This is a genomic window from Actinoplanes sp. CA-131856 (genome assembly GCF_050956135.1).
Classification (GTDB): domain Bacteria; phylum Actinomycetota; class Actinomycetes; order Mycobacteriales; family Micromonosporaceae; genus Actinoplanes.
This window is the reverse complement of sequence record NZ_CP191849.1, coordinates 10,374,122-10,394,151: the sequence shown is the minus strand read 5'-3', so window position 1 is coordinate 10,394,151 and position 20,030 is coordinate 10,374,122. Positions and strand designations below refer to the sequence as shown.

Sequence of the window (20,030 nt, the reverse complement as noted above, 5' to 3'; positions counted from 1 at the left end):
TCTCTCAGCCTTTTTGGTTGCTATCCGTAACCTGAGCGGGCACTGAGATCGCACATCCGGTCCTCTCCGTTCACCCCATGCGCGACGTAGGATTTCGCGCATGGGGGGTGCTGCGCCGAACGGCCTGCCGGGGTGGGTGACGCTGTTACGCGCGCCCAACCCGGGTCCGATGACGCTGGACGGCACCAATACGTGGATCTTGCGGGCGCCGGGCGAGACCCGTGGCGTCGTCATCGACCCCGGTCCGCTCGATGAGGGACACCTGTCCCGCATCGCCGGTCACGGTCCGTTTCAGGCGATTCTGATTACTCACGGTCACCACGACCATGTCGAGGGTGCGGCCCGGCTCTCCGAGCTGCTCGGCGGCACGCCCGTGCTGGCGGCCGACCCGGTCCACGCGATACCGGCCGAGCCCATGGTCCGGGACGGTCGGATCGCCGTCGACGGGCTCGACATCGAGGTGCTGGCCACCCCGGGCCACACGGCCGACTCGGTCAGCTTCGTGGTCAACGGCGAGGCGGTCTTCACCGGCGACACCATCCTGGGCCGGGGCACGACGGTGGTGGCGCACCCCGACGGCGACCTCGGTAGATATCTGTCGAGTCTCCGACGCCTCATGGCGTACGAGAAAGTGCTGATGCTGCCCGGCCACGGGCCGGCCCGAGACGACGTCGCGCTGCTGGCCCGGGAATATCTGGCCCATCGCGAGGAGCGGTTGGCGCAGGTCACGGCGGCGATGCGGGCCGGCGCCGAGACGGCCGAGCAGGTGGTCGACATCGTCTATCCCGACATCGACCCGGCCGTGCGGTTCGCGGCGATCTGGTCGGCCGCGGCCCAACTCGATTACCTCAATCACAAAAACCGGGAATCAGGAACACTCGCAGGCGGGTTGGATCGGCTGTGACCTGTCCTGTGTGTGGAACCGTCGCCATCCCGGGCGCCCGTTTCTGCCACAACTGCGGCGCCGCTCTGCCGGCCGCGGCGACCCTGCCCGCGGCCGAGCGGCGCATCGTGACCGTGCTCTTCGGCGACCTGTCCGACTTCACCTCCTGGTCGGAGGACCTCGACCCGGAACGGGTCGGCGCGGTGACCGACCGGGTGCTGGCCGCCCTGGCCGGCGCGGTGAAGACGTTCGGCGGCCACGTCGACAAGCTCACCGGCGACGGCATCATGGCCGTCTTCGGCGCCCCGGTGGCGCACGAGGACGACGCCGAGCGCGCGGTGCGCGCCGCCCTGAGCATGCAGCGGGCCGTCCGGCGGGTGCTGGACGACGAGCGCGGTGGTGGCGCCCCCCTCGGCCTGCGGGTCGGTCTCAACACCGGCGAGGTCGTCGCCGGCATGCAGGCCGGCATCGAATACACCGTCATCGGCGACACCGTGAACACGGCGGCCCGGCTGGCCGACGCGGCCGCGGTCGGCGCCGTCTACGCCGGCTCGCGGACCAGCGGCGGCACCCGGCACATCGCCTCCTGGCGGCAGCTGCGCCCGCTGCGCCTCAAGGGCAAGCGCGAGCCGGTGCCCGCCTTCGAGCTGCTCGGCCTGCACGACGCGCCCGGCACCCGGTCGGGCCTGGGCGACGAGGCGCCGTTCGTCGGCCGCGAGACCGAGCTCGGCCGGGTGGCCGGCCGGCTGGCCGAGGCGATCGACGCCGGCACCCCGCGGGTCATGGTGATGACGGCCGAGGCCGGCATCGGCAAGTCCCGCTTCGCGGGCGAGGTCAAGCGGCTCGCGGCCGGCTACGACGTCGGCAACGGGCGCTACGCGGCGCACGCCGGGGCCCGGGTGCTGCGGGTGCGGTGCCGCGCGTTCGGTGAGCGCCGCCGGTTCGCGCCCCTGGCCGACCTGGTGCGCAAGTCGGTCGGCCTGCCCAAGGACGTGGTGTCCACGGTCGGCCGCACGGTCGTCGAGGAGCGCCTGCGCAAGCTGGCCAACCGGCTCGGCCGCGACGGCGACCCGGTCCAGCTCGACATCGACCGGCTGCTGGCGCTGCTGGGCTACGGCGAGGCGCCGGCCAACCCGGTCGGCCCCGCGGCCAGCGCCGACTGGCAGCCCACCAAGCGGCTCGACGCCGACGCCATCTCCACCGCGGTGGCCGAGCTGCTCTCCGCCCTGGCCGCCGAGACCCCGCTGGTGGTCATCGTCGACGACCTGCACGACGCGACGGCGTCGACCGTGGACGCGCTCGGGCGCACCCTGTCGATGCTCGACGGCCCGGTCGTGGTGCTGCTGCTCGGCCGGCCCGAGCTGGTGCGCACGGCCGGCGCGCTGACCCGGATGGCCGACGCCGAGGTGCACACGCTGCCACCGCTGCGTGGCGCCGACGCGTCCCGGCTGCTCACCTCCTATCTGAACGGTGGCAAGCTGCCGCAGCCCGACACCGACCGGCTGCTCGCCACGGCCCAGGGCAACCCGTTCTATCTGGCCGAGATGGTCACGCTGCTCATGGAGCGGGGCGCGCTCACGCCGGCCGTCGGCGCCAACGCGGCCGGCAAGTGGATGCTGGCCGACGGCTCGCTGGGCCGGCAGCTGCTCTCCCGCGACCTGGCCGCGGTGCTGGCGGCCCGCATCGACGCGCTGCCACCGGAGCCCCGGTCGGTGCTGCGCGATGCGGCCGTCGTCGGCGACACCGTGCCCTCGGGCGTGGTCGAGGCGCTGCGCGAGCGCCGGGCGGCCAGCGACGCCCGGCCCGGCGCGGTGGCCGCGGTCGAGCTCGAGCGCTCGGTCGACGAGCTGCTCCAGCGCCGCATGCTGCACCGGGTCCGCGGCGGCTACGCCTTCACGACCCCGCTCATGCGCGAGGCCGCCTACTCCGGCATCGGCAAGGCCGATCTGGCCGACCGGCACGCGTACCTGGCCAACTGGGCGGCGCCCGAGGCGATCGACCGGCTCGGCTACGACAGCGCGAGCCGGCTGAGCCTGAGCGAGAACGAGCGGGACGCGTTCGTGGCCACCCACGCCGAGTGCGCGGTCGACCTGGCCGACGCCGTACGCCTGCGACCGGACGCCGCCGTGCGTGACGTGGCGCCGCTGGGCGTGGCCGCGCTGGGCCGGATGGCCCGGCGGGCGCTGGCCAACATCGAGCCCGGCGCCTCGATCGAATACGCGGAACGCGCCGCCCACCTCGAGCCGGACGGCGTGCTGCCCCTGCCCGATCAGCTCGTCTACGCCCGGGCCCTGCTGCGGCTGGGCCGGGCCGAGGAGGCGCTGGAGTACGGCGAGAAGATCGCCGTGAGCGCCGGCGACGAGCCGGTCAGCAAGGCCGAGGCGCTGCTGGTGGTCGGCCGCGCCCACGAGGCGCTGGGCGACACGAACAAGGCGGTGGCCGTCTGGCAGGAGGCGCTCGAGGTCGCCACCGAGGCTGAGCTGCTGCCGGAGCGGGCGAACGCGATGCGCCGGCTCGGCATGGCCGACTTCCTGGCCGGCCGGCTCAGCCAGGCCAGCAGCCGGTTCGCCGCGGCCTATCAGGTCACGCTGGCCGCCGGTGACCGGCACGGACAGGCCTGGGCGCTGCAAAATCTGGCCTGGGTGACCACGACCCGGGGTGACTTCGCGGGCACCGACGCCGTGCTCGGCCGGGCGGCGCGGCTCTTCGCCGAGCTGGGCGACCCGGTGGGCCGGTCCTGGCTGCGCGGCACCACGGCGTTCGCCCGGCTGCTGGCCGGCCGGCTCCAGGAGTCACGGCGGCTGGCCCGGGTCTTCCTGCCGTTCGGCGACCGGGTCGGCGAGGGCTGGGCGGTGGGCACGCTGCGGGCCGTGGAGGCGTACGCGGCGGCCGAGCTCGGCGAGCTGGCCGAGGCCGACGGCGAGGCCCGCCGGGCCTACCGCGACTTCAACGCGGTGGCCGACGACTGGGGCCGGGGTCTCGCGCTGGTCGTCCGGGGTGCCATCGCGCGCGGGCTCGGCGAGTTCGACCACGCCTTCGACCTGCTGACCGACGCCCTGGGCTACGCCGACAAGACCGGTCATCCGCTGCTGCTCGGCATGGCCGGCACGCTGCGGGGCTTCGTGGCCATCCAGCGCGGCGACCTGGCGCAGGCCGAGGCCGACGCGCGCCGGGTGATGACCGCCGTCGAGCCGCACAACCCGCTCGCCCCGGCCCAGGTCGGCCCGCGGGTGCTGCTGGCCGAGGCGCGGCTGCGGGCCGGCGACGCGGCGACCGCGATCGGGCTGCTGGCGCCGATCGCCACCGACACCGGCACGCCGTCGCTGCTCTTCTCGCGGCGGCACGCCCTGGCGTCGTACGCGGGCGCTCTGCTGGCCGACGGCCGGGTCGACACGGCGATGACCTGGATCGGCCGGGCCCGCGAGGTGCCGGCCGAGGACGTGCGCAGTGGCGTGCTGGCCGCGATGGTCCACGCCCGGGTGCTGGCGGCGGCCCAGCGGTACGACGAGGCGCGGGAGGCGGCGGAGGAAGCGGTCCGGCTGGCGTCGGCGACCGAGCAGACGAGCGAGCGCTGCGCGGCCGAGGACCTGCGGGACGCGCTCGCGTCGGCGGGCTCGGAGCCGCCTCCGCCGGAAACTGTCGCGTACGCGTCCGACGTGCCCGGATGATCTCCGGGACCTCTGGGATATTTTCAGACTCATGACCGAGACACCTCGCGGAGCACTGCCGGTCCCGTATGTGCCCGGCATGTCTGGTTTGTCGGTCATGGCGCGCGGCGGCTACGCGACCGTCTACCGGGCGATGCAGGACTCGGTCGGCCGCGAGGTCGCCATCAAGGTCGAGAACCGCCGTCTCGAGAACAACCGCGACCAGGCGCGCTTCCTGCGCGAGGCGCGCGCCGCGGGCAAGATGTCGTCCCATCCGCACGTGGTCGACCTCTTCGACGTCGGCGTCACCGTCGACCAGCACCCCTACCTGATCATGGAGCTGTGCGACGGGTCGTACCTCGACCGGATGCGCCGGGCCCCGCTCGGGGCCGAGGAGGGTCGCGACCTCGGCATCAAGATCTCCGACGCGCTGATCCACTCGCACGCCAACGGGGTGCTGCACCGCGACGTGAAGCCGGCCAACATCCTCTACTCCGAGTTCAACTCGGCCGTGCTGGCCGACTTCGGCCTGGCCGTGCTGGGCGAGATGCGCGACTCGTCGGTCACCCTCGAGGTGCTCACCCCGGCCTACGCGCCACCGGAGATGTTCCGGCACGACGACCCGTCCGACGCGGTCGACGTCTACGCGCTCTGTGCCACCCTCTACGCGGTGATGCGCGGCCGCCCGCCCCGCTGGGACGGCGACCGCAGCCCCAGCCTGATCACCCTGATGGACCTGTTCAACCAGCCCATCCCCGATCTGCCCGGCGTGCCGCCGCAGCTCACCCAGGTGCTGCGCTACGGCATGGCCAACGACCCCAACTCGCGGCCGACCGCCCGGCAGCTGCGCGACCTGCTCACCGCCGTGCAGCTCGACGGCCCCTCGCAGCACATCCCGCCGCCGCGGTCCGCACACGGCGACGAGACGCCGACCGTGCGCACGGTGAAGCAGACCAAGCGGAAGTGGCTGTTCGGCCTACTCGGGATCGAGGACCGCTAGCAGCTCGCCGGTGTCCACCTCGGTGCCCGGGTGGACCGGCAGCGAGGCGACCACTCCGGCGCTGGGCGCGTGCACCGGGTGCTCCAGCTTCATCGCCTCCAGCGTGAGCAGCAGCTCCCCGGCGCGCACCCGCTGACCGGGCACGACCAGCACCCGGCGGACGGCGCCGGGCAGCGGGGCGATCAGCGAGCCCTCGACCGCCTCCGGCGCCGGCAGCGGGAAGCGCGACAGCTCCCGTAGCGCCACCGAGCCCTCGGGGCTGTCCACGTACGAGACCTCGCCCACCCGGTGCACGTTGAAGGTCAGCCGGATGCCGTTGACGTCGAGGACGACCTGCTCGTCGCCGGCCCGCACGACCACGGTCTCGGGATAGTCGGCAACCACCGGCGCCTGGCCCAGCCCGGCCAGGTCGAGCTCCTCCGGGTCCACCGTGCGCACCCACCAGCCGGCCAGCTCGCCGTGCCGGTTCATCCGATATCCGACCTCGACCGGGCCGGCCGGGCCGTCGTAGACGGCGGTCTGCGAGCCCGAGGGCACGTTGCGCCAGCCCGACGGCACGGCCGGGAGCACGGCGGCCTCGGCGCGGCGGGCGGCGGCGCCGGCCAGGGCCGAGGCCAGGCACGACAGGCGTACGGCGTCGACCGCCGACAGCAGCGGGGCGAACACCTCCGGGCGCCGGTCGAGGAAGCCGGTGTCCACGTCGCCCGTGCGGAAGGCGTGGTGCCGCAGAGCCCGTACGAGAAGGTCGCGGTTGGTGGCCACGCCGTGGATCTGCGAGCGGGTCAGCGCCGAGGCCAGCATCCGCGCCGCCTCCTGCCGGGTCGGCGCCCAGGCGACCAGCTTGGCCAGTGTGGAGTCCTGGTGGGCGGCGATCACCGAGCCGTCCTCGACCCCGGCGTCCAGCCGCAGGCCGGGCGCCGGCAGCGGGCGGAACCGGCTGGCCACGTCCGGCACGGCGAATCGGTGCAGCGTGCCGGTGGCCGGCAGCCAGGCGTACGCCGGGTCCTCGGCGCACACCCGCACCTCGATGGCGTGCCCGCGGATCGGCGGCGGGCCCGGCATGGGCAGGCTGCCGCCCTCGGAGACCAACAGCTGGAGGCGGACGAGGTCGTAGCCGGAGACGCACTCGGTGACCGCGTGGTCGGCCTGGAGCGTGGGGGTGAGCTCCATGAACCAGAAGTCGCCGCGCGCGTCGAGCAGGAACTCGACCGCGCCCGCGCCGACGTAGCCCAAGGCGCGCACGGCCACGATCGCGGCCCGGCACAGCTCCTCGCGCAGCCCGGGGTCGACGGCCGGTGACGGCGTCTCCTCGACGATCTTCTGGTAGCGGCGCTGGATCGAGCACTCGCGCTCGCCGAACGGCACCACCGCGCCGTGCTCGTCGGCCAGGATGGGCACCTCGATGTGGCGTACGTCCTCGACGTAGGGCTCGCAGTAGACCTCGCTGCCCACCTCCCGGCGGGTCGAGGCGATCGCCTCGATCAGCGTCGCCGCGTCCCGCACCACGCGCAGGCCGGTGCCGCCGTTCCCGGTGTCCGGCTTGATCAGCACCGGGAAGCCGGGCACCTGGTCGGGGTCGGTGTAGCTCGGCAGCACCGGCACCCGGGCCTCGGCCACCAGCGCCTTCGTCTCGGTCTTGCTGCGCAGGATGCCGAGCGTCTTGGCCGGCGCGCCGACCCAGATCATGCCGGCGTCGGCCACGGCCGAGGCGAAGTCCGGATCCTCGGCCAGCTCGCCGTTGCCGGGGTGGATGGCGTTCGCCCCCGAGCGCTGGGCGGCCGTGATGATCAGGTCGCCGCGCAGGTACGACGACCGGGGCGTGCCGCCGTCGAGGCGTACGGCGTAGTCCGCCTCCCCGACGTGCGGCGCGTCGGAATCGGCGTCGGAGTAGACGGCGACCGTCTCGATGCCGACCAGGCGGCAGGTGGCGAACACCCGGCGGGCGATCTCGCCACGGTCGGCCACCAGAAGACGTCGGATCACTGGTCTACCTTTCCGGGTCGGAACACGCCGATGTGCCCGGCGCCCTCGACGGTCGCGCTGTGCGCGGCGGAGAGGCAGAGTCCGAGGACGGTCCGCGTGTCGCGGGGGTCGATGGTGCCGTCGTCGTCGCCGTTCGCCACCGGGCCGTCGGCCGGCCAGCTGAACGCGAAGCGGGGGTCACCGGTGCGGCCGCTGTTGAGGGCGAACAGCGGCACTGTGGAGTGCGCGAGCGCGTCGATCTCGCCCGGGCCGAACGACTCGGCGGTCTCGTCACGCTGGATGAGCAGCAGCGACGTGTCGGTGGCGTTGGCGAGCTGGATGAAGTGCACGGCCTTCTGGGTCTCGGCCGGTGTGTGCGGGGCACCCGAGGCGGCCAGCACGCCGACCGGATAGCCGTGCAGCTCACCCCAGCCGGCCAGCAGGGCGGTGCCGACCGCGGGCTTGAACTCGTCGAAGTCGCTGCCGTCCAGGACGCGGGCGAGCAGTTCCCGGGGGTCGTAGAGGGTGGTCAGCGCGAGCAGGTCCTCGGCGTCGTACTTGGGCTCGACCGGCGGGAAGCTGCGCGGGCGCGGGCCCCGCTTGCGCCAGTTGAGCCTCCGCACGCACTGCCGGGCCAGGCGCAGCCCGTCCCGCTCGTCCTCGGCCAGCTGGTCGGCGACGTCCTTGGTGGCCCGGGCCGGCTGCGGCTTGACCGTGATCGTGTAGTCGGAGAGCGCGGGCAGATAGGCGGCGATCCCCTCGGCCGGCCCGAAGACGACGCAGATCGCGGGCACCCGGTCGGCGGCGAGGCGGCTCAGGTCACGCGCGATGCCGCCGCGCGGCTGCGGCCCGCCAGGTGCGGTCTCGGCGGCCGATTCGACGAGATTGACCAGCGGCAGCCGATTGCACGAGGCGATCCGGGCGGCCCGGCGGATCTTTTCCACGGCGTACGGGTTCACGGGCCCACCGTCCACGGTGGGATCGGTGGCGATGATCATGCATTCGACGCCCTCGACCGCGCCGATGCCGGTGACCACGCCGGCGCCCACCGGGAACTCGGTGCCCCAGCCGGCCACCGGCGAGAGCTCGAGGAACGGGCCGTCCTGGTCGAGCAGCATCTCGATGCGCTCGCGGGGCAGCAGCTTGCCGCGGGCGTGGTGCCGGGTGACCGCCCGTTCGCCGCCGCCGGCCCGGGCCTCCTCCAGCGCGGCCTCGAGCCGGGCCAGCCGGTCGGTGGCGGTGCCGCAACCCTCGAGGTAGCCAGGGGTGCGCGGATCGAGGGCAGTGTCCAGCACGGTCACGATGGAACCCCTGCCATGTTCAAAGCCGCGCCTCTCGTATCCGCCGGTGCCTCTCGACCACCTCCACAACGAGTGGTCGAGCGGGTGCGACACGGATGCGAATGGCGCGGCTTTATAGCCTTTTCAGGGGTTATACACGCGTTTGAGGGGCTGCCCGTCCGGGCAGCCCCTCAATGTCACGCCGTGGTCAGACCCGGGCCCGCCGAGCGAGGCGCTCGGGGTCGAGAATGATGACGCTCTTGCCGTCGAGCCGCAGCCATGCGCGGGAGGCGAAGTCGGCCAGGGCCTTGTTCACCGTCTCGCGGGACGCGCCGACGAGCTGGGCCAGCTCCTCCTGGGTGAGGTCGTGGGTGACACGCAGCACACCGCCGTCGCGGGTGCCGAAACGACCGGCCATCTGGAGCAGGTTTTTCGCCACGCGGCCCGGCACGTCCGTGAAGATCAGGTCGGCCAGCGCGTCGTTCGTGCGCCGCAGGCGACGGGCCAGCACCCGGAGGAGCTGCTCGGCGATCTCCGGGCGGTTGTTGAGCCACGGGCGGAGCGACGTCTTCTTGAGCCGGGCCAGCCGAGCGTCGGTCACCGCGGTCGCGGTGGCCGTGCGGGGACCGGGGTCGAACAGGGACAGCTCGCCGACCATGTCGGAGGGGCCCATGATCGAAACCAGGTTCTGCCGGCCGTCGGCGGCACGGCGTCCCAGTTTGATCTTGCCGGACAGCACGATGTACAGGCTGTCACCGGCCTCGCCCTCGTTGAACAGGACGTCGCCCTTACGGACTTCGACCGTGTCCATCTCCTTGGCGAGCGCCTCGGCCGCCTCCGGGTCAACACCCTGGAAGATTCCGCTGCGCGCCAGTACCTCATCCATCTGCGCACCTCCGAACACGCGCAACGCCTGCGCTCGATCAGTCTAGGCGCACGCGGGCGGGAATCGGGCGGGCACCCCTTGATCTGAATACCGCAGGGTAACCGTTCCGACCGTGACGGGCTGTGCATTTCGTCGCTTCAGGTGGGCGACGACGAGCCATTCGACGGGTCGTCCGCGTAGCAACCCGAAGGTATCGTCGCGGTCGATGAATTCCCACCCCCCGCATCGAAGGCAGGGTCTTTTCGGCCGCCCTGTCCTGACAATCACGATTGTCCTGGCGGCTTTGGCCGGTATAGCCGCCGGAAGTGTCGCCTTCGCGAATCGCGACGACGGTTCCGGCGACTCGCAATGGCAGCCGCCCGGAGCCGCCGCGGCGCCCGCTTCCAAGCCGGCCTCGGGCAAGCCGGCGCCCACCACCGAGTCGGGTCAGGTGGTGGCGGACGACACCATCACACTCTCCGCGACCGGCGACATCATGATGAGCAACGCCCCGAGCAAGATGCCGCCGAACAACGGCGAGGGCTTCTTCGACTCGGTGAAGGCGAGCCTCGCCTCCGATCTGGTGATGGGAAACCTCGAGCAGCCGCTCACCGAGGACACCGGCACGTCCAAGTGCGGGCCCGGCTCGGGCAACTGCTTCGCGTTCCGCTCCCCGCCGTCGTACGTCCAGCACCTCAAGGACGCCGGCTTCGACCTCGTCAACACGGCGAACAACCACGCCAAGGACTTCGGGACCAAGGGCGCGGCGAACACGCGGGCCGCCCTCGACGAGGCCGGCATCAAGGCGACCGGCAACTCCGAGGAGATCACCGTCGTCGACGTCAAGGGCGTCAAGGTCGCGGTCGTCGGCTTCGCGCCGTACACCGGCCTGAACAACCTGAACGACGTCGACGCGGCGGCGGCCCTGGTCGAGAAGGCCAAGAGCGAGGCCGACCTGGTCGTCGTGCAGGCCCACCTGGGCGCCGAGGGCGCCGAGAAGCAGCACGTGAAGCCGGGCACCGAGATCTTCTTCGGCGAGAGCCGGGGTGACCCGATCAAGTTCAGCCACGCGGTGATCGACGCCGGGGCCGACCTGGTCGTCGGGCACGGACCGCACGTGGCCCGGGGCATGGAGTTCTACAAGGGCAAGCTGATCGCCTACAGCCTGGGCAACTTCGCCGGCGGCGGGAAGACGCTGAGCCGTACGGGCGTGCTCAAGTACGGCGGCATCCTGCAGGTCACGCTGGGCAAGGACGGGTCGTACGCCGGTGGCAAGCTCTTCTCCACCTATATGAACGACATCGGCCTGCCGACCCGCGACACCAAGAACGAGCAGAGCCGGAAGATCATGGCCCAGCTCAGCAAGGCCGACTTCCCGTCGACCGGCGCGCGGATCGGCGCGGATGGTGCGATCAAGCCCGCCGCGTGACGGGCGACGTACTCTTTAGCGGTGGATCTGGTGGTGCGGTCGGTCAAGCGGTTCGCGGGGGAGACACCCATCGGGCGTAAGCGACGGGCGCGCAAGATGGCCCGCGTCCTCGCCGAGACCCACCCCGACGCGCACTGCGAGCTCGACTTCACCAACCCGCTCGAGCTCGCGGTGGCGACCATCCTCTCCGCGCAGACCACCGACGTCCGGGTCAACCAGGTGACGCCCGGGCTGTTCCAGCAGTACCGGACGCCGGCCGACTACGCGTCGGCCGACCGGGCCCGGCTCGAGGAGACGCTGCGCCCGACCGGTTTCTTCCGGGCCAAGACCGACTCGCTGATCAAGCTGGGCAACGCGCTCGTCGAGCGCTACGACGGCGTGCTGCCCAACAAGCTCGACGACCTGGTGTCGCTGCCCGGCATCGGGCGCAAGACGGCCAACGTGATCCTGGGCAACGCGTTCGGCGTGCCCGGCATCACGGTCGACACCCACTTCCGGCGGCTCACCAACCGCTTCGGCTGGGTGCAGGAGGACGACCCGGTCAAGATCGAGTTTCAGGTGGCCGACCTGATCGAGAAGCGCGACTGGACCATGCTGTCGCACCGGGTGATCTTCCACGGCCGCCGCGTCTGCCACTCGCGCAAGCCCGCCTGCGGTGCCTGCACGCTGGCCACCATGTGCCCGTCCTACGGCACCGGCCCGACCGAGGCCGCACCCGCGGCCAAGCTGCTCAAGGGCCCGCGCGCCCGGGAGCTGGCGGTCGCCGCCGGTGTCGACCCCGACCTCGTGCCGGCCGCCGCGGTGACCGCGCCGGAGGCCCCGTGAGACTCCCGCGCCTGCTGGCGGCGCCCCTGGTCGTGCTGCTGCTGGCCGTGACCGCCGCCTGCGGCGGCGACGAGCCGGCCTCTCCCTTCGACGACTGTTCTCAACTGACCGGCGCGACGTCCCCCAACGACCTGCCCGATCTGAGCCTGCCCTGCTTCACCGGGGACTCCTCGATCTCGCTGCGCTCCCTGAAAGGCCCCGCGGTGATCAACATGTGGGCCTCCTGGTGCGGTCCCTGCCGGGCCGAGCTGCCGGTCATGCAGAAGCTGTCCGACACTCGAAAGGTGACGGTGATCGGCGTCGACACCGGCGACAGCCGCTCCAACGGCGCCGACTTCGCCTCCGGCAAGGGCGTCACGATGCCGACCCTCTTCGACGCCGACCAGAAACTGGTGCACGAGCTGGAGCGGATCAACCTGCCGGTCACGGTCTTCCTCGACGCGGACGGCAAGTCGACCGTGCACATCCTGCCCCTGACCGCGGCGACCCTGACCCAGCAGGTCGACAAGCTCTTCGGCGTGAAGGTGGCCCTGTGATCCCCGCCGATCTCCCGTCCTGGCTCGAGCCACTGCTGTCCCGCGTCTCCGGCATGCGCAGCGAAGACTTCACCCCGCTGCGCGCGCCCGCGGGCGTCGGCCGGCCCAGCGCGGTCCTCGTCCTGTTCGCCGACGGGCCCGACGGGCCCGACCTGCTGGTGCTCCAGCGGGCGGCCACCATGCGCAACCACGCCGGGCAGGTCGCCTTCCCGGGCGGCGGCACCGACCCCGAGGACGCCGACGCCGCGGCCACCGCGCTGCGCGAGGCCAACGAGGAGGTCGGGCTCGACCCGTCCACGGCCGAGGTGCTGGGTCTGCTGCCCGAGCTCTACATCCCGGTCAGCGGCTTCGTGGTGACCCCGGTGCTGGCCTGGTGGCGCCACCCCCACCAGGTCTGCCCACGGGAGCCGGCCGAGGTCGCCCATGTGGCGAGGTTGCCCATCGGTGAACTGGTCGACCCCGCGAACCGTATCCGGGTGCGGCATCCCAGCGGCTGGGTCGGCCCGGCCTTCCAGGTCAGGGGGATGCTGGTCTGGGGCTTCACGGCAGGGGTGATCTCGACGTTGCTCGACATGGGTGGCTGGACGAAACCGTGGGAGCCGGGCGCTCTGGTCGATCTGCCGGACGCGGCGGCGCCGGTGCCGGCCACCCGGGCCGGCGGGCCGGACGAGGTTCTGCCGTGAGCCGGCACTGGCCCAGCACTTCTACCCTGAGTGAGTGCCCGTGGTCGATGTCCTCCTGATCGTGCTCATGCTGGTCTTCGCGATCAGCGGTTACCGCCAGGGTTTCGTCATCGGCGCGCTCTCGCTCGGCGGTTTCTTCAGCGGCATGCTGATCGGCCTCCAGTTGGGGCCGCTGATCGCCGAACGGTTCACCGACGACTGGGCCCGCCTGGTCGTCTCCCTGGTGGTCATCTTCGCGCTGGCGGTGCTCGGCCTGACCCTGGCCGGCTGGGTCGGCATCAGGCTGCGCCAGGCCATCACCAACAAGCCGCTCCAGATGGTCGACGACGCCGGTGGCGCGGTCATCTCGCTGCTGTCGGTGCTGGTCGTGGCCTGGCTGATCGCGGTGCCGCTGAGCACGACCCCGTTCGAGGGTCTCAACCGCGAGGTGCGCAACAGCGCGATCCTGCGCGGCGTCAACGACCTGATGCCCGAGCAGGTGCAGGACCTCTCCTCGGCGCTGAGCGAGACCCTGAACACCAACGGCTTCCCCGACGTGTTCGGCGGCCTGGCCCGCACCCAGGCCCGGCAGGTGGCGGCGCCCGACCCGGCGCTGAAGAACTCGGCAGTGGTGCAGAAGAGCAAAAGATCGGTGATCAAGGTTCTGGGTACGGCGCCGAGCTGCTCCCGGCGCATCGAGGGCTCAGGCTTCGTCTACTCCAACGAGCGCGTGATGACTAACGCGCACGTGGTGGCCGGCACGCGCGACGTCACGGTCGAGGTGAACGGCCGGCGCGAGGACGCGACGGTCGTCGTCTACGACCCGGAGCGCGACCTGGCGGTGCTCTACGTGCCGGGCCTGAGCGCCCCGGTGATGCCGTTCGTCAAGAAGCAGGCGGCCACCGGAGCCAGCGCGATCGTCCTCGGCTATCCGCAGGACGGCCCGTACGACGCCCAGTCGGCCCGGGTGCGCGACGTCGGCGACATCACCGGCCCCGACATCTACGAGTCCCGCGACGTGACCCGCGAGATCTACACGATCCGTTCCCTGGTCCGCAGCGGCAACTCCGGCGGCCCCCTGATCAACCCCAGCGGCCAGGTCGTCGGCGTCATCTTCGCGGCCGCCGCCGACGACAAGAACACGGGCTTCGCCCTCACCGCGGCCGAGGCCGCCCCGGTCGCCTCGGCCGGCGTCACCCGCACCCGAGGCGTGAAGACCGGCGACTGCGCCTAGGACGAACTGCTCCCGCACCTCGGCCATCGCCAGACCGCACCCTCGGCGATGGCCGGCGGCTGGGCTGAGTCCTCATCGGACGGTTTCGAGGCGGTCGTGTGCCGGGCTCAGTGCCCCGTGCAGCCCGGCGAAGAATGACACGTGCACGAGGGCGGTGTGTCGCGGCGACCAGCTCGAAGCGCTTGCGCAGCCGCTCGGAACCCGGACGAGACGAAGGTCGGTCATTGCCGCCGTCGGCCCGTCGCAGGGCGGCCCTATCGCAGGGCGGCCCATCGCGGGGCGGCCCATCGCGGGGCGGCTTCTCGGCGAGCCTGCGGTAGGCGCCGTCGAGGGGAGGAGCTGAGCGGGCTCAGGTGGTGCCGGAGAAGCGGCGGACCGTCAAGAGGGCCGCGACGGCCGAGACGAGGAACAGGGCGGCGGCGGCCCACCAGTTGCGGTGGGAGGAGACCGGGGTGGCGATGATCGGGGCGGCGCCCCCGCCGGACTCGTGGCCCTCGGTGCGCGGGGTCAGCGGGGTCAGGGCGTCGGGGGCCGACTGGGCCTGGCCGGGGACCGGGGCGCTGCCGAAACGGGCGACGCCGGGGGACGGGTTGGTGTCCAGCGGGTTGTCGAGCACGGCCGGCACCGAGGCGGTCAGCGCGGCCACCGGGTTGACCATGCCGTAGCCGAAGGTGGCGTCGCGACCGGGGACGCCCAGGTCCTTCGCCGTGCGGATGATGCGGTTGATGACCTCGCCGGCCGGCATCTCGGGCCAGCGGGAGCGGATCAGGGCGGCCGTCGCCGACACCATCGGCGCGGCGAAGCTCGTGCCCTGGACCTTCCAGTACGTGCCGCCGGAGCGGGCGCCGACCAGCTGGGTGGCGGGAGCCGTGACCACCGTTTCCTTGCCGGTGATCGAGCCCGACCACAGCGACGTGCCGTCGCGCTCCGTGCCGGCCACCGCGAGCACGCCGGGCTCGCGAGCCGGGTACCACACATCTGTCCCCGACGAAGCGCTCGTGTTGCCCGTGCAGGCGATCACGACGACGTCCTTGGCGAACGCGTAGTCGAGGGCCGCGGCCAGGGCGGCGCTGCTGCCGTTGCCGCCGAGGGAGAGGTTGATGACCCGGGCGCCGTGGTCGACCGCCCAGCGCACACCCCGCGCGACGATCAGGGCGTCGTCGTAGCGGTTTTCCTCGTCCAGGACCCGTACCGGAAGAATTCTGGCCTTGGGCGCTATGCCGACGACGCCGTTCTGGTCGTCGCCGCGGCCGGCGATGATGGCCGAGACCGTGGTGCCGTGGCCGACCAGATCGGTGTCGCCGTCGCCCTGGGGATCGACGAAGTCGTGGCCGGGCAGCACCTGACCTTGAAGGTCGGGGTGGGTGGCGTCGACGCCGGAGTCGATGACCGCGACCGTGACGCCGGCGCCGTCGGCGTAGGTCCACGCGTCGGGGACGTCGAGCGTCTCCAGATGCCACTCGTCGTCGCGCACGGAGTCGGACACGAGCGGAGCCGGCTCGGCCAGCGCCGGCGCGGCCGGGAGGCCCGCGGCGAAGATGCCGGCGACGGCGGCGGCCAGCAGCCGGCGGGCACCGGTGGGTGCACGCCATGACTTCCTGCTCGCAACGCTCACGGTCGCATCGCCATTCTCGGTCCGGACGGTCGATGCAGATTACTCCGAAACCGCGCCCGTTTGTCGTGATCGGTCGATGTCAGTCGCACCGGCAGTCTGCTAATTCCTTGGTCGGCTCAGAACGGGGGCAGGTGCGCCAGCTGAATCAGGCGCACTCCCTCACGCCGCGTGAGCAGGCGCCCACGCCCCGGTGGCATCAGCGTCGGGCGGAGCGGGCCGATCAGCGGGCCCTCGTCGGACGGGCCGGACATCACCAGGCCGGGCGCCGACAGCTCGCGCAGTCGCTGGATGATCGGCTCGTAGAGCGAGCGGCCGGCGCCGCCGGCCCGCCGGGTGAGGATCAGGTGCAGGCCGATGTCGCGCGCCTGCGGCAGATATTCGAGCAGCGGCGTGAGCGGGTTGGTCGGGCCGGCCACGACCAGGTCGTAGTCGTCGACCAGCACGAACAGCTCGGGCCCGGTCCACCAGGAGCGGTCGCGCAGCTGCTGGGCGGTCACGTCCGGGCCGGGCAGCCGGCGTTCCATGTAGCCCGCCACCGACTGCATCAGCTCCAGGGTCTTGGGCGCCTGGATGCCGTAGCCGATGCGGTGTTCCGTCTCGGGCAGGTCCATCAGGCTGCGCCGGTAGTCGACCAGGATGATCCGGGCCTCCTCGGGCGCGAACCGCTGGGTGATGGTGGTGGAGAGGGTGCGCAGGAATGTCGACTTGCCGCACTCGGCGTCACCGAAGAGCAGGAAGTGCGGATCGGACGCGAAGTCGATCTCGACGGGCCGCAGATCGGCCTCGGCCAGGCCGATCGGCATGCGCAGGCCGGTGCCGGCGTCGGCTTCGAGGTCGGCGTACGGCACCAGGGCGGGCAGCAGGCGCACCTTGGGCGCGCTCGCGCCGTGCCAGTTGGCGGCGATCTCCTTCACCAGGTCGCTCGTGTCCGCCATCGTCGAGAGCTCGGGCCGCACGGTGAGAAGGTGCAGCGCCTTGTTCTTGTCGTTCGGGTGCTCCTTGATGCCGCGGCCGGGCTTCTCGGGCACGGTCATCGCGGCCCGCCGGTTGATCGACGAGTCGCTCGGGTCGCCGAGGCGCAGCTCGAGCCGCGAGCCGAACAGGTCGCGGATGCCGGGACGGAAGTCCATCCACCGCGAGCTGGACGCGACCACGTGAATGCCGTACGAAAGGCCGCGGGTGGCGATGTCGGTGATGACCGGATCGAGCTCCTCGAACTCCTTGCGGACGGTCGACCAGCCGTCGACGACCAGGAAGACGTCGCCGAAGGGGTCGTCGTCGGCGCTCGGGTTGGCCGGGTTGGCCCGGCGGCGCCGGTAGGACGCCATCGAGTCGATGCCCAGGCTCGCGAAGCGCGCCTCCCGCTCGGACAACAGGGTCGAGATCTCACCGACCGTACGCCGGACGCCCACCGTGTCGAGACGGCCCGCCACCCCGCCGACGTGCGGGAGATCGCGCAGCGTGCCCAGCGAACCGCCGCCGAAGTCGAGGCAGTAGACCTGCACCTCGGCCGGGGTGTGGGTCAGGGCCAGCCCGCAGATCATCGAGCGCAGCGCCGTCGACTTGCCGCTCAGCGTCGAGCCGACCACGGCCACGTGACCGGCCGCGCCCGCCAGCTGGAGCCACATCACCTCGCGGATCTGCTCGCGGGGCCGGTCGACCAGGGCGATCGGCACCTGGAGGGCGCCGTGCAGCTCGGGGTTGGCGAACGCGAGGCCGCGGGCCGGGTCGGCGACGACCGGGCCGAGCAGCTCGTCGAGCGCGGCCGACTGGGTCAGCGGCGGCAGCCAGACCTGATGGGCCGGCGGTCCCTGCCCGCCGAGCCGGTCGACCATCACGTCGAGCACGCTCTCGCCGGCCGGGGTCAGCTCGGGTTGCGGCTCGACCGGCTTCACCGGCTTCGGCGCGGGGATGTAGCGGGTCGTGTACGCCAGCACCTGTGGATCGGCGCCGGCACCGCCGGCGGCGGCGCGGGCGCCGGCTTTGGGCAACGGTCCGGAGACGTACGCCGCCTTGAAGCGCAAGAGAGGCTCGGTGCCGAACTTCAGATAGCCGTGACCGGGCGAGCGCGGCAGCTCGTACGCGTCCGGGACGCCGAGGACCGCGCGCGACTCGAGCGCCGAGAACGTCCGCAGACCCACCCGATAGGACAGGTGGGTGTCGAGCCCGCGCAGCCGGCCCTCCTCGAGCCGCTGGCTGGCCAGCAGCAGATGGACGCCGAGCGACCGGCCCAGCCGTCCGATCTGGACGAACAGGTCGATGAAGTCGGGCTTGGCCGACAACAACTCGGAGAACTCGTCACAGATGACGAGCAGCGACGGCAGCGGCGGCAGCGCGGCGCCCCCGGCCCGGGCCTTCTCGTAGTCGCGCAGGCTCGCGTAGTTGCCGGCCTTGCGCAGCACCTCCTGCCGCCGGACCATCTCGCCGTCGATCGCGTCCACCATGCGGTCGACCAGCGGCAGCTCGTCGGCCAGGTTGGTGATCACGGCGGCGGTGTGCGGCAGCCGGTCGAGCGAGGCGAAGGTGGCGCCGCCCTTGAAGTCGATCAGGACGAAGTTCAGCGTCTCCGACGAATGCGTGGTGGCCAGGGCCAGCACCAGGGTGCGCAGCAGCTCCGACTTGCCCGATCCGGTGGCGCCGATGAGCAGGCCGTGCGGGCCCATGCCGTCCTGAGCGGACTCCTTGAGGTCGAGCTCGATGGGGCTGCCGTCCGCACCCACGCCGATCGGCACGCGCAGCTTGTCCCGGTTGGGCCGGGGCATCCAGGCCTGCGCCACGCTGAACGTCTCGGGATCGCCGATGCCGAGCAGGTCGGCCAGGCCCATCTCGGCCGCGAGCGGGGTGTCCGACGATTTCGACATGGCGGCCAGCCGCAGCGGCGACAACCGCCGGGCGACCGCCTCGGCCTGCTCGACGCTGAGCCGGTCGGGCGTGCCGACCTCGGCCTCGTGCTCCATCGAGTAGGTGTTGAGCACCCGCCGGCCGCCCGCGTGGGCGACCTCGAGCACCAGCAGCGACCGGTCGAGCAGGCGCGGCGGCTGCTCGTCGAGGTCGAGCACGGTCACGCCGTCGATGCCGTCGTCGAGCTGCGTGGCGCCGCGCAGGTCGGCGCCGTCAAGCACGATCACCACATGTGGGGAACTCGTGCTGGCGGCCATCGGGTTGAACCGCGGCCGGTTGCCGATCACGTCCTCGAGCAGCTTCTCCAGGTCGTGCCCGGAGCTGGCGACCAGCCGCACGTGGCCGAGCGCGTCGGTGCGCGCCGGGTGCAGGTTGTGCGGAAGCCACTTGATCCACTCCCACTCGGCCCGGCGCTCGGGGCCGGCGCAGACCGCGACGATCAGGTCGTCGGGCGCGTGGAACGTGGCGAGCTGGCAGACCACGGCCCGGGTGAGATCGTGCACGCCGCGGTCGCCGCGCAGGAAGACCCGCGCGAAGCCGCGCAGCGAGGCCGCGACGGGCAGATCGGGGACCACCGAGTACGCGTCGAGGAAGCGCCGCAGCGCGCCCGCGGTCATCGGCTCGAGCTCGTCGAGCGGCCGCGTGACCGGCGGAATGAGGGGCGTGGCCAGCGTCTGGGGGCCGATCGCCAGACGTACGACGCCGAAATCGGGATCGCTGGTGCGCCGCTCCCAGACCCGGTGGCTGCTCGCGGTCGACCAGAGCTTGGACGGGTCGGGATGGCGGTAGAGCAGGCCGACCCGCTGCATGTCGGCGGTCTCGCGGACGCGGCGGCGCAGCCCGGCCAGATGACGCAGATATTCGCGGCGGGCCGCCATCATCTCGGCCTTCTTGGGCGAGCCGCTGGCGCCGAAGCTGGTGGTGAGCATGGCGATCGAGGAGATGCCGAACAGGCCACCGATCACATAGGAGTACGCGCCGCCGCGGCCCTGGCCCATCATCATCGCCATGGCGACCGAGCCGCCGAGCATCGGCAACGCCATCATGGCCTGCTGCCAGCGGCCGCCGGTCTGCTGCGGAATCTCGGGTGGCGGCTCGACAGCGATCTCCCCGGTCGGGATCTCCGGCGCCGGGCGCCGTGCCGACCGCTTGATCACCACCGTACTCATGCCGGTTTATGTCCTTTTCGTC

At 72.3% G+C, this 20,030-nt stretch carries 13 protein-coding genes; 8 read left to right on the top strand and 5 right to left on the bottom strand.

Going from position 1 to position 20,030, the window contains the following annotated elements; translation table 11 throughout:
• The first annotated feature begins 100 nt into the window (after positions 1-100).
• The 3 genes from ACQP2X_RS47885 to ACQP2X_RS47875 are packed head-to-tail and all read left to right on the top strand — an operon-like array spanning position 101 to position 5,530.
• On the top strand, positions 101-904 hold the full coding sequence (locus tag ACQP2X_RS47885; protein ID WP_498692916.1) for an MBL fold metallo-hydrolase: 804 nt from the start codon (positions 101-103) through the stop codon (positions 902-904).
• Complete coding sequence (locus ACQP2X_RS47880; RefSeq protein WP_498692914.1) at positions 901-4,551, top strand: adenylate/guanylate cyclase domain-containing protein; 3,651 nt, start codon at positions 901-903, stop codon at positions 4,549-4,551. The genes ACQP2X_RS47885 and ACQP2X_RS47880 overlap by 4 nt, the downstream gene beginning before the upstream one ends.
• A gap of 31 nt (positions 4,552-4,582) precedes the next feature.
• A complete protein-coding gene (locus tag ACQP2X_RS47875; protein ID WP_498692911.1) occupies positions 4,583-5,530 on the top strand; it encodes a serine/threonine-protein kinase in 948 nt (315 codons plus the stop codon).
• Here ACQP2X_RS47875 and ACQP2X_RS47870 read toward each other — a convergent pair.
• The 3 genes from ACQP2X_RS47870 to ACQP2X_RS47860 all read right to left on the bottom strand — a co-directional run bounded on the left by ACQP2X_RS47870 (position 5,507) and on the right by ACQP2X_RS47860 (position 9,658).
• On the bottom strand, positions 5,507-7,513 hold the full coding sequence (locus ACQP2X_RS47870; RefSeq protein WP_498692910.1) for an acetyl/propionyl/methylcrotonyl-CoA carboxylase subunit alpha: 2,007 nt from the start codon (positions 7,511-7,513) through the stop codon (positions 5,507-5,509). The two genes, ACQP2X_RS47875 and ACQP2X_RS47870, sit on opposite strands and share 24 nt — an antisense overlap.
• Positions 7,510-8,793, bottom strand: a complete 1,284-nt coding sequence (locus ACQP2X_RS47865) for a carboxyl transferase domain-containing protein (protein WP_498692908.1) — start codon at positions 8,791-8,793, stop codon at positions 7,510-7,512. The genes ACQP2X_RS47870 and ACQP2X_RS47865 overlap by 4 nt, the downstream gene beginning before the upstream one ends.
• A gap of 187 nt (positions 8,794-8,980) precedes the next feature.
• On the bottom strand, positions 8,981-9,658 hold the full coding sequence (locus tag ACQP2X_RS47860) for a Crp/Fnr family transcriptional regulator (protein WP_020515203.1): 678 nt from the start codon (positions 9,656-9,658) through the stop codon (positions 8,981-8,983).
• 205 nt (positions 9,659-9,863) lie between these two features.
• Here ACQP2X_RS47860 and ACQP2X_RS47855 point away from each other — a divergent pair, with 205 nt between their 5' ends.
• The 5 genes from ACQP2X_RS47855 to ACQP2X_RS47835 are packed head-to-tail and all read left to right on the top strand — an operon-like array spanning position 9,864 to position 14,323.
• On the top strand, positions 9,864-11,066 hold the full coding sequence (locus ACQP2X_RS47855) for a CapA family protein (RefSeq protein WP_498692907.1): 1,203 nt from the start codon (positions 9,864-9,866) through the stop codon (positions 11,064-11,066).
• Between the two features lie 27 nt (positions 11,067-11,093).
• The gene (gene nth, locus ACQP2X_RS47850) at positions 11,094-11,891 is read left to right on the top strand and encodes an endonuclease III (protein ID WP_498701296.1); all 798 of its coding nucleotides are present in this window, start codon (positions 11,094-11,096) and stop codon (positions 11,889-11,891) included.
• The gene (locus tag ACQP2X_RS47845; RefSeq protein WP_498692906.1) at positions 11,888-12,427 is read left to right on the top strand and encodes a TlpA family protein disulfide reductase; all 540 of its coding nucleotides are present in this window, start codon (positions 11,888-11,890) and stop codon (positions 12,425-12,427) included. The genes nth and ACQP2X_RS47845 overlap by 4 nt, the downstream gene beginning before the upstream one ends.
• Before the next feature lie 53 nt (positions 12,428-12,480).
• Positions 12,481-13,110, top strand: a complete 630-nt coding sequence (locus tag ACQP2X_RS47840) for an NUDIX hydrolase (protein ID WP_498701294.1) — start codon at positions 12,481-12,483, stop codon at positions 13,108-13,110.
• Positions 13,111-13,144: 34 nt separating this feature from the next.
• Positions 13,145-14,323, top strand: coding sequence for a MarP family serine protease (locus tag ACQP2X_RS47835; protein WP_498692904.1), 1,179 nt, complete (start codon positions 13,145-13,147; stop codon positions 14,321-14,323).
• A gap of 349 nt (positions 14,324-14,672) precedes the next feature.
• Here the strand turns inward: ACQP2X_RS47835 and mycP are convergent, their stop codons facing one another.
• Both mycP and eccCa read right to left on the bottom strand, forming a co-directional pair.
• Complete coding sequence (mycP, locus tag ACQP2X_RS47830; protein ID WP_498692903.1) at positions 14,673-15,938, bottom strand: type VII secretion-associated serine protease mycosin; 1,266 nt, start codon at positions 15,936-15,938, stop codon at positions 14,673-14,675.
• A 116-nt stretch (positions 15,939-16,054) separates the two neighbouring features.
• Positions 16,055-20,008, bottom strand: coding sequence for a type VII secretion protein EccCa (gene eccCa, locus ACQP2X_RS47825; RefSeq protein ID WP_498692902.1), 3,954 nt, complete (start codon positions 20,006-20,008; stop codon positions 16,055-16,057).
• Positions 20,009-20,030: the final 22 nt, after the last annotated feature.

What these genes read in the sequence shown, in the direction of transcription:
- ACQP2X_RS47885 (WP_498692916.1), top strand. Translation starts at nt 101, where the DNA reads ATGGGGGGTGCTGCGCCGAACGGCCTGCCGGGGTGGGTGACGCTGTTA.
- ACQP2X_RS47875 (WP_498692911.1), top strand. Translation starts at nt 4,583, where the DNA reads ATGACCGAGACACCTCGCGGAGCACTGCCGGTCCCGTATGTGCCCGGC.
- ACQP2X_RS47840 (WP_498701294.1), top strand. Translation starts at nt 12,481, where the DNA reads ATGCGCAGCGAAGACTTCACCCCGCTGCGCGCGCCCGCGGGCGTCGGC.
- eccCa (WP_498692902.1), bottom strand. Translation starts at nt 20,008, where the DNA reads ATGAGTACGGTGGTGATCAAGCGGTCGGCACGGCGCCCGGCGCCGGAG.
- ACQP2X_RS47860 (WP_020515203.1), bottom strand. Translation starts at nt 9,658, where the DNA reads ATGGATGAGGTACTGGCGCGCAGCGGAATCTTCCAGGGTGTTGACCCG.
- ACQP2X_RS47855 (WP_498692907.1), top strand. Translation starts at nt 9,864, where the DNA reads ATGAATTCCCACCCCCCGCATCGAAGGCAGGGTCTTTTCGGCCGCCCT.